The sequence below is a fragment of the Mucilaginibacter jinjuensis genome (assembly GCF_028596025.1).
In the GTDB taxonomy this organism is placed as follows: domain Bacteria; phylum Bacteroidota; class Bacteroidia; order Sphingobacteriales; family Sphingobacteriaceae; genus Mucilaginibacter; species Mucilaginibacter jinjuensis.
Map to the genome: position 1 here is coordinate 329,866 of NZ_CP117167.1, position 12,440 is coordinate 342,305.

Sequence of the window (12,440 nt, forward strand, 5' to 3'; positions counted from 1 at the left end):
CTAATCTAAAGGAAATGACAAGCGGGATTAGTGTGGACTATTTTACTAAAAGCATAAAATTTTCTGTACTATTTTCCAGTTTGTTCCTAAAGTTCATACATTTTACACATTTTTGCAGACTTTGACAATTTAAGAGGCTATGCTCAGAACACACACTTGCGGCGAATTAAACATCAGTAATTTAGGTGAAACTGTAACCCTATCGGGTTGGGTACAGAAATCGCGCGATTTGGGCGGTACCACGTTTGTGGATATCCGCGATCGTTATGGTTTAACGCAATTGGTTTTTAATACCGATACAGATGCTGCACTGCGAGATCAGGGTCGCGGGCTTGGTCGCGAATATGTGATCACCGTTACCGGTAAGGTGCTGGAGCGTTCTAACAAAAACACCAAGATCCCTACCGGCGAAATTGAAATTGCTGTTGAGGGTATCGAAATATTGAACGAGGCTAAAATCCCTCCGTTCCTGATTGAGGATGATACCGATGGTGGCGAGGAGCTGCGTGCTAAATACCGTTACCTGGATTTACGCCGTACGCCTATTCGTAACAACCTTATTTTACGCCATAAAATGGCTCAGGAAGTTCGCCGTTATTTAAGCGACCTGGACTTTATTGAGGTGGAAACCCCGGTACTGATTAAATCGACCCCGGAAGGTGCGCGCGACTTTGTGGTGCCAAGCCGGATGAACCCGGGCGAGTTTTATGCCCTGCCGCAATCACCGCAAACATTTAAGCAATTACTGATGGTAAGCGGTTTCGACCGTTACTTCCAGATTGTGAAATGTTTCCGTGATGAGGATTTACGTGCAGACCGCCAGCCTGAGTTTACACAGATCGATTGTGAGCTATCTTTCGTTACCCAGGAAGATATCCTGAATATATTTGAAGGCCTTACCCGCCACCTGTTTAACAAGGTAAAAGGTATTGAGCTGAACGAGTTTCCGCGTATGTTCTACGCTGATGCCATGCGTTTATATGGATCTGACAAACCAGACCGCCGCTTCGGGATGGAGTTTGTGGAGATGAACGACCTGGTAAAAGGTAAAGATTTCAGCGTGTTTGATAATGCCGAACTGGTGGTTGGTATCAACGCCAAGAGTGCCGCAGGTTACACCCGTAAACAACTGGATGAGCTTACCGAGTGGTTAAAACGTCCGCAAATTGGCGCTACCGGTTTAATTTACATGCGTTATAATACTGATGGTACGCTAAAGTCATCAGTAGATAAATTCTTTAACGAAGACGACCTGACCAACTGGGCAGCAGCTTTCGGTGCAGAGCAGGGCGACTTAATTTTGATCCTAGCCGGTAATACCGATAAAGTACGCAAACAAATGAACGAGCTGCGCCTGGAAATGGGTACCCGTTTAGGCCTGCGCGATAAAAATACTTATGCACCGCTTTGGGTTGTCGATTTCCCACTGTTGGAGTTTGATGAAGAAAGCGGCCGTTACCACGCCATGCACCACCCGTTCACTTCGCCTAAGCCGGAGGATATTGCTTTGTTGGATACCAACCCTGGCGATGTACGTGCCAATGCTTATGATTTGGTAATTAATGGTACGGAGATTGGCGGTGGTTCCATCCGGATCCATAATAAAGATCTGCAGGGCTTAATGTTCAAACATCTGGGCTTTAGCAAAGAAGAAGCGCAGAAACAATTCGGCTTCCTGATGGATGCTTTCGAATATGGCGCACCTCCGCATGGTGGTATTGCCTTTGGTTTCGACAGGCTGGCTTCTATCTTCGCCGGGCTGGATTCGATCCGAGATGTGATTGCCTTCCCGAAAAACAACTCAGGCCGGGATGTGATGATCGATTCGCCATCAACCATTGCCGATGCGCAGATGACAGAATTGAAGATTAAGACAACTGTTTAAATGTGCAAATGTGTAGATATGCAAATGTGCAGATGATTGTCTTGAGATAATTAATATACGAAAGAGGCTTCGGGCTCTTTTTTTGTTAAAAAGCGTTAAATACGTTTGTTTAACAGTATTAAAATGCATTTTTAACATTTGGTGTTACAATAAATGCTTTGCAAACGTAGTTACAGGTGTATAAGGATTTTGTACCCCCAATACATTAAAATAACAATATGAAAAAATACCTACTCTTACTATTTGTAGCCGTTATCGGCATTAGTTCTTGCAAAAAAAGCAGCGACGATTCTGCGGCAGCCAATGCTGCAACTGCAGCAGCACAGGCTGTAACAGATGATAATGCGATCAAAAATTACCTCACGGTAAATAATATCACTGCAACTAAAGATGCATCGGGCTTGTACTATCAGATAGTTACACCAGGTGCAGGTGCATATCCTACTGCTTCATCAATTGTTACGGTTAATTATACAGGCGCGTTGTTAGACGGAACTGTATTTGACACCGGCTTAAGTTTCCAGACTGCTATTTCTGCAAACGCTAATATTATACAAGGATGGAAAACAGGTATCCCATTTATTAACAAAGGCGGCAGGATTAAATTATTTATTCCATCGGCAATGGGTTATGGAGCTACGGCTCAAACTAAAATCCCGGCCAATTCGGTACTAATCTTTACTATCGATCTAATCGGGCTGAATTAATAATTTGACAATTCGGCAATTTGTTAATTTGTCAATGCAATTCTAATTTGTTGATTTGCCAATTAGCTGATTTGTTAATACAGTTCCAATTTGTTGATTTGTCAATTAGCTAATTTGTCAATGCCGTTCTAATTGTCGATTTGTTAGTTAGGTAATGCTCATTGCCAAATCGACAAATTAGCAAATTGACAAATTGAACAAATTCATTGCCAAATCGACAAATTAACTAATTGCCAAATTCTCTTTCTTTTCATTATCTTTCAGTCTAAACTAACTGAACTGCATGATGAAAAAACTTTACCCATTAATCTTCTCCTTATTTTCTGTTAGCGCCTTTGCGCAAACACCTGCCACGCACGCGCTGGTCAGCAAAAAAGCCGATGCTCTGGAACAAAAAGTAATTGCCTGGCGCCGCGATTTTCACGAACACCCAGAGTTGGGTAACCATGAAGTACGTACTGCTGATATCGTAGCCAAACACTTAAAATCTTTAGGCATTGAGGTACAAACCGGCGTAGCCCATACCGGTGTTGTCGGCGTATTAAAAGGCGGAAAGCCCGGACCGGTAGTGGCCCTGCGTGCCGATATGGATGGCCTGCCGGTTACCGAGCGCGTAAACATTCCCTTTGCATCAAAAGTAAAAACCATGTACAATGGCAACGAGGTTGGCGTAATGGCTGCCTGCGGTCACGATTCGCATGTGGCCATACTGATGGGCGTTGCCGAGATCTTAGCTTCCATGAAAAATGATTTGCACGGTACGGTGAAATTTATTTTCCAACCTGCTGAAGAAGGCCCACCGACTGGCGAAGAAGGCGGTGCCGAACTGATGGTTAAAGAAGGCGTGCTTGAAAACCCAAAGGTGGATGTGATCTTCGGTCTGCATATTAACTCACAGACAGAGGTTGGCAAAATAGGCTATCGCCCGGGTGGTACTATGGCAGCCGTAAACGATATGCAAATTGTGGTAAAAGGCCGCTCGGCACACGGTGCATACCCCTGGAGCAGTATTGACCCGATTGTAGTTTCGGCCGAAATTATCAATAACCTCCAAACTATTGTAAGCCGCAACCTGGATGTTACCCAAAACGGCGGTGTAGTAACTATCGGGGCTATTAATGGCGGTAACCGATCGAACATTATCCCCGAAAAGGTAGAAATGCTGGGAACCATACGAGCCCTGAGCGGTGCCGACGAGAAAATGCTGATAGAACGTGTAAAACAAATTGCCACCAAAACCGCAGAAGCCAATGGTGCTACAGCCGAAGTTAAGATCCCATACAGTAATCATTACCCGGTTACCTACAATGATCCTGCATTGACTGCCAAAATGCTGCCTACATTGCAAGCTACAGCCGGTACTGAGAATGTTCTATTACGCCCAGCTGTAACCGGAGCAGAAGACTTCAGCTTTTATGAGCAAAAAGTACCCGGCCTGTTCTTCTTTCTGGGAGGCATGCCCAAAGGCGGCGATCCGCAGAAAGCGCCATCGCACCATACGCCTGATTTTTATATCGATGAAAGCGGATTTACCCTCGGCGTAAAAGCCATGTGTAATTTAACGCTGGATTATATGAATGGGAAGAAATAATTTGGCAATTTGTCGATTTGATAATTTGTCAATGATAAAATAAACACGTCATCGCGAGGTACAGCCCGTCCCAAAGTGAATTCGGGACGGGCTATACTTCGCAATGCGTTTAAATAGAAATGCCTAATTCGCTTTTCATTTAACATTTAGCCTGCCGTCATCCTGAACTTGTTTCAGGAACCCACGGGACAGGTATATAGTTGTCACATTCGCTATGCAAATTTTACACCTGGCGTGTGGGGTGCTGAAACAAGTTCAGCATGACGTTGGGTTTGCATAAAAGGGCATTAACAAATCAACAAATTACCTCATTAGCAAATTAAAATCACTGCTTCTTAAACTCGTAAGGCGTTCGCTCAATAAAATCGGCGACTTTAACTTGCAGGCTAATTACCCGGTTTCGGTCTACGGTGAAAGGGAAAACGGCCTTGCCAAATTCTGGATCAGAGAAGGTGGCGAAGAAACGGTTACCGCCCAGCGGTTGCAGTTTGGCATACATGCGTTGGTGGTGCTCAAAGCGCACCTCCAGTTCATTGTTGTCGCCTTTGGTTATGGTGAGGTTACCATAAAGCTCGTTGGTGTATTTGCCGGTATAATCGTTAAGCGATAATGCCGGTTTCAGGTTAAGAGCTACTGTATCGCGCAGTTTCTGATTGGTTTGCAAATCGGCCTGGTAACGCAATTTAAAGCCTTCGAGGTACTTATCGCTGTAATTTTGGAAAGGGCGTTTAAAATAGGCATCCAGTATTTCCCAGCGCAGGGCATCGTACAGGCTGTTCTGATCGCTGTTGGTGAGGATGATGATACCCAGATGTTCTGACGGTACCAGCGTAACCGATGATACATAACCATTAACACCGCCATCGTGCATTACCAAACGTTTACCTGCATAATCCTGCAAAAACCAGCCGAGGCCGTAAAGTTCAAAATAACTTTCGCCGGTTGGGCGTATGCCACTGGCTACAATATCCTGTGGCTGTCGGGTGGCTTCAATTGCTGCTGCCGAGAGCACTTGCCTTTGCCCCACCTTGCCCTGATCGAGCAAAGAGAAAACCCATTTGCTCATATCCTGCGCCGAAGAACTGATAGACCCGGCAGGGGCCAGGTTATCCAGCTGCGGAAATGGTATGGCCACCAATCGGCCATCAACTAAAGTATGTGCCGATGCTTTATTAATTGATTTCGGAAAATCGGCACTCAGTAACAGCGAATTACTCATCCCCAGCGGGGCGAAGATCATTTCTTTGATATACTGCTCCCAGGTTTTGCCGGTAACGCGGGGGATAATTTCGCCAGCAGTTAAAAAGGCTGCATTAGTATAACCCCATTTGGTACGGAAAGCATAAGGCGCTTTTACAAGGCTTAGCTTCTCCATTACTTCATTGCGGGTAAGGTTGCTGGTCCAATAGGTAAAATCGCCTTCAAAGGTACTTATACCTAAGCGGTGGCAAAGTAAATCGCGGATGGTGGCCTGCTCTGAGGCCAGTTTGTTCTCCAATTTAAATTCGGGGATGTATTTGGTTACCTTATCATCCAAAGATAGCTTATGCTGTTCCTGCAAAGTAGCCAGGGCGGTAGCTGTAAAAGCTTTGGTATTACTGCCAATCATGAAGAGGGTGTTCTGGTCAACCTTGGTGGGTACGCCAAGCTCTTTAATGCCATAACCCTTCATTAAAACAATGCGGTTATCTTTTACAATACACACAGCAGCCCCGGGTATGCGCCAGTTGGTTAGCGCCCGGTTAATATAATTATCTATACTATCGGGAATAAATTTACTACGGTTTATATTTTGTGCCTGGGTGGTTAGTCCGGCACAGATCAACATCAGTAAAAAGCCCGAAAAAACATTGGAGCGCTTTTTCATAGGTCGATAAATTTAGATATTTACAAACTACTTTGGTAATTTAATAACACAACTTATACACTTTTGATTCTGATGAATTTTAAAATCTACCATAAAAGCCTATTTGTACTATTATTGGTGCTGGGCATAAGCAATGCTGTGCACGCACAACACGATACGCAATGGACTAAAGACGGCTTCCATTATTACGACCTCGACAGGGGCAGTATCATGATCTATGATGCCCGAGATGCCGGTAAAGCCACAACTTTACTGAGCAAAAATAAGCTGGGGCTTAAGGGGGATACGCTGAAGATCCGCAGGTTTACGGTATCTGAAGACGGGCAGCAGATCCTGATCAACAACAACACAAAAAAAGTATGGCGGCAAGATACCCGCGGCGATTACTGGTTGTATAACCTTAAAACCGGCAAGCTCAAACAAATTGGTGCTGCACGCCCGGCATCGTCATTAATGTTCGCTAAACTATCGCCCGACGGCAAAAAGGTAGCCTACGTAAGCGAGCATAATTTATTTGTGGAAGATGTAACTACAGGAGTAGTTAAACAATTAACCACAGATGGTGCAAAACGCTTGATTAACGGCACGTTCGATTGGGCGTATGAAGAAGAGTTTGATTGCAGGGACGGTTTCCGCTGGTCGCCCGATAGCCGCACCATCGCTTACTGGCAGATTGACGCAACGAAGATCAGAAACTACCTGATGCTGAATACTACCGATTCGGTTTACTCGCACGTGGTACCGGTTGAGTACCCGGTATCGGGCACAGACCCAAGTATGTGCCGCATTGGTGTGGTTAATATTAGCACGGCTAAAACTTTATGGATGAAGGTGCCAGGCGATGCTGTACAGCATTATATCCCACGGATGGAGTGGGCGGGTAATACTAATGAAATAATTCTTCAACAGCTGAACCGCCCGCAAAATGAGAGCAATATTTTTATCTGCAATACAACAACCGGTGCGGCGCGGTTAATTTATACCGATAAAGACAAAGCCTGGGTTGATGTTAAGGAAGAACCCATTGGCTGGGATTGGGTAAATAATGGTAAATCATTTATCTGGGCAAGCGAGAAAGACGGCTGGAAACATCTGTACCAGATTGACCGTGATGGCAAAGAAACCTTATTAACCAAAGGCAATTACGATGTAGTAAGCCTAAGCCTGATTGATGAAGCAGGCGGCTATGTTTACTTTATTGCCTCGCCCGAAAACCCATTGCAGCGTTACCTGTACCGTGTAGCCCTGAATGGCAGCAGCACTACCGCCGACCGTATAACCCCGCTCGACCAGCTAGGTACGCATGGTTATGAGATTTCGCCCAATGGGAAACTGGCTTTGCATAATTTCTCGAATGCTTATACAAGGCCTGCAGAAGAGGTGATTAATATCCCTCAGCACCAACACATCAGCGGGAGCATGATTAAGATTGATCCCGATGCCGTAAAAAACAAACCGGAGTTCTTCAGGGTGAAAACTACTGATGGTATCCAACTGGATGGCTGGATGATGAAGCCAACCAACTTCGATGCCAATAAAAAATACCCGGTTGTGTTTATGGTTTATGGTGAACCTGCTTCACAAACGGTTACCGATAGCTATGGCGTTGGCCGTAACCGCTTGTACAAAGGCAGTATGGCTGATGATGGATATATCTACATTTCGGTAGATAACCGCGGCGCACCTGCCCCGCGCGGCAGGGAATGGCGCAAATCCATTTACAAAAATATAGGTACCCTTAACATCCGAGACCAGGCTATGGCTGCCAAAGAGATTTTGAAATGGCCTTATGTTGATAGCAGCCGTGTAGCAGTTTGGGGTTGGAGCGGTGGTGGCTCATCAACCCTTAACCTGCTTTTCCAATACCCCGAAATTTATAAAACAGGGATAGCCATAGCTGCAGTAGGCAACCAGCTTACTTACGATAATATTTACCAGGAACGCTACATGGGCGTACCAACCGATGCTGACGGCCGTGCGCCGTTTATTAAAGGTTCGCCCATTACTTATGCTAAAAATCTGAGGGGAAATTTATTATACATTCACGGCACAGGCGATGATAATGTACATTTTGATAATGCCGAAATGCTGATTAACCAGTTAATTAAATATAACAGGCAGTTTCAGATGATGGCCTACCCCAACCGAACCCATGCCATTAACGAAGGCGAAGGAACGACGGAACACTTAAAAACCTTGTATACCCAATATTTAAAAGAGCATTGCCCGCCGGGCGGCAGATAGTCATATTCAAAAAAAGCTCCTGGTAAACCGGGAGCTTTTTTTGAATATGGTTGTTACATAATACTATTAAGGTTCGTATTGATTATAAACCACTTATTATGAAACCGTTTGTATACTTAGTTTTTACGCTGATAGCCTTTGCTGTGATAATCAGCTGTAAAAAAGATTCACCAAAAAATAATAATGACGGGCTTGTTGGCACCTGGGAAAACCGGCAAATATACCCAAGCGCAACCGGGCACAGCCAGGTTTTTACATTTAGCGCCAACGGAACCTTCGAAACGCATGCGACGGCGTTCGATGCGGTAAGTAACCAATCACTCGGCTATTTTTATAAAAGCACTGGTAACTATGTGTTGAATGGCAGTGACCTTTCGTTTTCCAATATAGTTTATTACGGTATCCCAAATAACGGCTCGAGCGCTGTGCCCGAAAATCAATTGGTTGTAGGCACTCAAACTTATAACAGCCCCTATTCAGTAGGTTTTAATGCTAAAAGAGATTCGCTGTCGCTGTTAATTCATTGCCCGGCAAATGCCAACTGCATAGGCTTGTTATGGTATAAAAAGAAATAGCAGATTGTTAGTTCGCCCGGTTTAAAACGAGGCCATCTACACTGATGCTGTTTACTTTGCCATCTTCGGGGTTAAGGTTAAAGCTTATGGCAGCTTTGCCGTAAGCTATATTGCTGTAATCGCCGTAAAAGGTATCGTAATGCCAGTGTTTAACGGTGGCGGTGAGGATATGGTTAATATCAATAACCAGGGCATCTTTATCAGCCTTAACGTTTACTTCGCCATACAACGGGTCGGTGTATTTGCCGGCATAGTTGCTTAGTTCGAGCGATGGTTTTGTGCCCATTACACGTTTGGCCAGTTCGTCTTTTTCTGCCTTTTCCTGCTTGGCGTGTATGCCGTTATAAAGCTTTAAAAAGTCGGCACTCCAGTCCGTATCGCCACCCAGTGCGAAAGTATCAAAAGCCTTAAACATCAGCGCATGGCGTAATTCGGCATGATCGAGGTTGGCCAGTATGTATACGCCCATCTGCTTATCAACCAGCATGCCGTTGATGGCTATCATGCCGCTCAGGCTGCCGGTGTGGAAGTCAACCTTCTGTCCTTTATAATCTTGCTGAAACCAACCCATGCCATAAGTTATCCAGTGCGGATGGGTAAGCTGCATGGTGGGGTAAAATTCTTCTTTGGTTACAAAGGTGTGGGGTTCTAAGAGATAAGCCCAGGTCTCGGGCTTAAGCAGGCGTTTGTTGTGATCGTATTTGCTGCTATCCAGCATACATTGTACCCATTTACCCATATCGTCCACGCATGACCATACACCTCCAGCCGGGCCGATCTCGTCGGTTTCATCGAGTGGTACTTTTTGCACAACGCTGTCGATTTTCATGTGGGCTGATGATAGATTGCCTAAGCCTTTTGTGTATTTAATCAACGGTACAGTGCGTATCATTTTCAATGGTTCGAAAATCCTGGTTTTGATGAATTGATCCCAGGGCATGCCGCCTGCTTTTTCAATTACCTTACCGGCAACCAGGTAAAAGATGTTTTGGTAAGCAAAACCTGCACGGAAACTATATTGCGGTTTTACCAGCCTCAACCGGTGCATAATTTCATCAGACGAAATATCCATCAGGCCCCATAAATAATCGGTATTGCCAACGCCGCTGTCGTGTAAAAACAAATCGCGCACGGTTAATTCGCGGGTTACATAAGGGTCGTATAGTTGAAAATCGGGCAGGTAATCGGTTACTTTATCGTCCCAGTGCAGTTTACCCTCATCAACCAAAATGCCGGCACAGGTAGCCGTAATAGCTTTTGTGGTTGATGCTATGGCGAACATGGTTTGCGTGTTAACCTTGTCGGTTTTGCCTTTCTCCAGCACGCCATAACCTTTCTTAAATACCACCTGGTTGTTTTTTACAACGATAATGGCCAGGCCGGGTACCTGCCAATCGGTAACGCCTTTCTGCACATATTGGTCAAAAGCGGCAAGCTGTTCGGCAGATTGCGCCATGCTGAAAACCGGGAAAATAAACAGGAAGAGACAGGTAAAATATCTTCTCATATCTAATTGGTATTTAGTTGTTTAAGATATGAAAAAAAGTAACGCAAATAAAAAAGCCCCGATGATTACCGGGGCTTCGCTTGGGTTATAATTGGTTAGTTAAAAGGCAGGTCATCTTCGCCGTCGGCACTAAAACCGGGGCCAATATCGCTTGGTTTTAATTGTTTTGGGGCTTCACCTTCAAAGTCGCTTTTGCGGCCCAGCATGGTAAAGTTTTCGGCAACAACTTCGGTGGTGTATTTCTTAATCCCTTCTTTATCTTCGAAAGAGCGGGTCCTTAATTTTCCTTCTATGTAAACTAATTTTCCTTTTTGCAGGTATTTTGCAGCCACATCGGCCAGGCCGCGCCACATTACAATATTGTGCCACTCGGTTTGTTCAACTTTTTTACCATCCTTATTGAATGTTTCTGAAGTTGCTAAGGGGAAACTCGCCACCGCAACGCCGCCTTCCAAGTGGCGTATTTCGGGGTCTTTGCCCAGGTGGCCTACGAGTATTACTTTGTTTATTCCTGACATTATAGTTTAATTAGAAAAAGGGAAATTATTTTTAAATGTAAAAAAATTAGTTAAAAATATAAAAATGATTTGAGGCATCGCTAAATTTTTTAAATTTTCTACTTCTGTGTAAAACCATTCTTGTTTTAATTTAATCCCTTTGCTTTTTAAAATTATAAAATTCACCTTCAGGCGTTGGTGGGTAAGGATGTGTGTGAGGGGGCCGGAAACTTCAATCACCTCTGCATCACTCCCAAAATATTCAACGGCCTCGCTAAGTTGTACTACTTCATACGGGTCGGGTTTTTCAGAAGTTTCAATCAGGGGTAGGTCATACATATTAGCCCATATATCTTTCATGCCTCTTTTGTTCATCAATACCTTTTCGCCATCGGTTATTAAAAAATAATTAAGGTAACGTTCCCGGACCTTAACTGTTTTAAGTTTAACAGGTAATTGTGTAGTGGCGTTGTTTAAAAAAGCATGACAACCGATGTTTACCGGGCAAATACCGCAAGCCGGGCTTTTGGGTTTGCAGATGATTGCGCCCAGCTCCATCATGGCCTGGTTATGCAAGCCGGGATTGTCATGATTTAAAATATCATTCGCAGTTTCCTGGAACAACTTTTTGCCTTTGGTTGAGTTAATTGGCTCACTAATGCCGAAATATCGGGCAAGCACGCGGTACACGTTACCATCGACCACAGCTTTGGCTTCATTGGCCGAAAATGAGGAGATAGCAGCAGCCGTGTATTCGCCTATTCCTTTCAGCTTAATCAGCTGCTCATATTGGTTTGGAAACGTGCCCTTATATAGCTCATTTACAAGCCGCGCGGTGGTTAACATATTGCGGCCGCGCGAATAATAACCCAGCCCCTGCCATAATTTTAGTATGTCATCTTCGCTGGCTGCGGCAAAGGCGGCCACGTTTGGATAGTGTTCTAAAAAGCGGTAAAAATAAGGCATCCCCTGCTCCACACGGGTTTGCTGTAAGATGATCTCAGACAGCCAAATAGTGTAAGCATCAGTGGTGTTACGCCAGGGTAAATCGCGTTTATTATTGGAGTACCATTGTGTAATTTCGTTCGAAAAATTCATTGTAAACAAAGGTAATTATTGTCAGCAGAATGGCATTATACGCCGTTTTTAGGCCAATACAAAAAAAATACAGTGTTTTATTTCAATGTTTCCATATAAACCCATACTTTTGCAACCCCAAAACAGTTAAGTAGTTATCATATAATTAAAGAAAAATAAGGTATGACCAAGGCAGAGATTATAGCTGAGATCTCATCTAAAACAGGTATCGAGAAAATGGACGTTCAAGAAACTGTTGAGGCATTTTTTAAAGTAGTAAAAACCTCTATGGTAGGTGGCGAAAATGTATACGTGAGAGGTTTCGGTAGTTTTGTAGTTAAGAAAAGAGCTAAAAAAACAGCGCGTAATATTTCAAAAAATACTGCCATTATTATACCAGAGCATTTTGTGCCAAGTTTTAAACCCGCAAAAACTTTTGTTGAAAAAGTAAAAACCGGTAACAAAACAAAATCAAGCAAATAATTTATTA

The 12,440-nt window shown here is 44.0% G+C and carries 10 protein-coding genes; 6 read left to right on the top strand and 4 right to left on the bottom strand.

Going from position 1 to position 12,440, the window contains the following annotated elements; all coding sequences use genetic code 11:
* Positions 1–139 precede the first annotated feature (139 nt).
* From aspS to PQO05_RS01490, 3 genes are all read left to right on the top strand, one after another.
* Entirely contained in the window at positions 140–1,885 is a 1,746-nt protein-coding gene (aspS, locus tag PQO05_RS01480; protein WP_273630863.1) for an aspartate--tRNA ligase, read from the top strand.
* Between the two features lie 218 nt (positions 1,886–2,103).
* A complete protein-coding gene (locus tag PQO05_RS01485; RefSeq protein WP_273630864.1) occupies positions 2,104–2,592 on the top strand; it encodes an FKBP-type peptidyl-prolyl cis-trans isomerase in 489 nt (162 codons plus the stop codon).
* A gap of 283 nt (positions 2,593–2,875) precedes the next feature.
* Positions 2,876–4,183 carry an amidohydrolase gene (locus PQO05_RS01490; RefSeq protein WP_273630865.1) on the top strand — a complete coding sequence of 436 codons (1,308 nt, stop codon included), beginning with the start codon at positions 2,876–2,878 and terminating at the stop codon, positions 4,181–4,183.
* 325 nt (positions 4,184–4,508) lie between these two features.
* On the opposite strand, the gene PQO05_RS01495 is transcribed toward PQO05_RS01490, so the two are convergent.
* The gene (locus PQO05_RS01495) at positions 4,509–6,050 is read right to left on the bottom strand and encodes a serine hydrolase (protein ID WP_273630866.1); all 1,542 of its coding nucleotides are present in this window, start codon (positions 6,048–6,050) and stop codon (positions 4,509–4,511) included.
* A gap of 72 nt (positions 6,051–6,122) precedes the next feature.
* On the opposite strand from PQO05_RS01495, the gene PQO05_RS01500 reads away from it, so the two are divergent.
* Positions 6,123–8,294 carry a S9 family peptidase gene (locus PQO05_RS01500; RefSeq protein ID WP_273630867.1) on the top strand — a complete coding sequence of 724 codons (2,172 nt, stop codon included), beginning with the start codon at positions 6,123–6,125 and terminating at the stop codon, positions 8,292–8,294.
* A gap of 98 nt (positions 8,295–8,392) precedes the next feature.
* The gene (locus PQO05_RS01505; protein WP_273630868.1) at positions 8,393–8,869 is read left to right on the top strand and encodes a hypothetical protein; all 477 of its coding nucleotides are present in this window, start codon (positions 8,393–8,395) and stop codon (positions 8,867–8,869) included.
* A 7-nt stretch (positions 8,870–8,876) separates the two neighbouring features.
* Here the strand turns inward: PQO05_RS01505 and PQO05_RS01510 are convergent, their stop codons facing one another.
* The 3 genes from PQO05_RS01510 to mutY form a co-directional block, all read right to left on the bottom strand.
* On the bottom strand, positions 8,877–10,376 hold the full coding sequence (locus tag PQO05_RS01510; protein ID WP_273630869.1) for a serine hydrolase: 1,500 nt from the start codon (positions 10,374–10,376) through the stop codon (positions 8,877–8,879).
* Positions 10,377–10,471: 95 nt separating this feature from the next.
* On the bottom strand, positions 10,472–10,894 hold the full coding sequence (locus PQO05_RS01515) for a single-stranded DNA-binding protein (RefSeq protein WP_273630870.1): 423 nt from the start codon (positions 10,892–10,894) through the stop codon (positions 10,472–10,474).
* Between the two features lie 6 nt (positions 10,895–10,900).
* Positions 10,901–11,971, bottom strand: coding sequence for an A/G-specific adenine glycosylase (gene mutY / locus PQO05_RS01520; RefSeq protein WP_273630872.1), 1,071 nt, complete (start codon positions 11,969–11,971; stop codon positions 10,901–10,903).
* Positions 11,972–12,133: 162 nt separating this feature from the next.
* On the opposite strand from mutY, the gene PQO05_RS01525 reads away from it, so the two are divergent.
* Positions 12,134–12,433: an HU family DNA-binding protein gene (locus PQO05_RS01525; protein WP_166585570.1), complete on the top strand. Its 300-nt coding sequence runs from the start codon at positions 12,134–12,136 to the stop codon at positions 12,431–12,433.
* The last annotated feature ends 7 nt before the right edge of the window (positions 12,434–12,440 follow it).

What these genes read in the sequence shown, in the direction of transcription:
- PQO05_RS01490 (WP_273630865.1), top strand. Translation starts at nt 2,876, where the DNA reads ATGATGAAAAAACTTTACCCATTAATCTTCTCCTTATTTTCTGTTAGC.
- PQO05_RS01515 (WP_273630870.1), bottom strand. Translation starts at nt 10,894, where the DNA reads ATGTCAGGAATAAACAAAGTAATACTCGTAGGCCACCTGGGCAAAGAC.
- PQO05_RS01485 (WP_273630864.1), top strand. Translation starts at nt 2,104, where the DNA reads ATGAAAAAATACCTACTCTTACTATTTGTAGCCGTTATCGGCATTAGT.
- mutY (WP_273630872.1), bottom strand. Translation starts at nt 11,971, where the DNA reads ATGAATTTTTCGAACGAAATTACACAATGGTACTCCAATAATAAACGC.
- PQO05_RS01495 (WP_273630866.1), bottom strand. Translation starts at nt 6,050, where the DNA reads ATGAAAAAGCGCTCCAATGTTTTTTCGGGCTTTTTACTGATGTTGATC.
- PQO05_RS01525 (WP_166585570.1), top strand. Translation starts at nt 12,134, where the DNA reads ATGACCAAGGCAGAGATTATAGCTGAGATCTCATCTAAAACAGGTATC.
- PQO05_RS01510 (WP_273630869.1), bottom strand. Translation starts at nt 10,376, where the DNA reads ATGAGAAGATATTTTACCTGTCTCTTCCTGTTTATTTTCCCGGTTTTC.
- PQO05_RS01500 (WP_273630867.1), top strand. Translation starts at nt 6,123, where the DNA reads ATGAATTTTAAAATCTACCATAAAAGCCTATTTGTACTATTATTGGTG.
- PQO05_RS01505 (WP_273630868.1), top strand. Translation starts at nt 8,393, where the DNA reads ATGAAACCGTTTGTATACTTAGTTTTTACGCTGATAGCCTTTGCTGTG.
- aspS (WP_273630863.1), top strand. Translation starts at nt 140, where the DNA reads ATGCTCAGAACACACACTTGCGGCGAATTAAACATCAGTAATTTAGGT.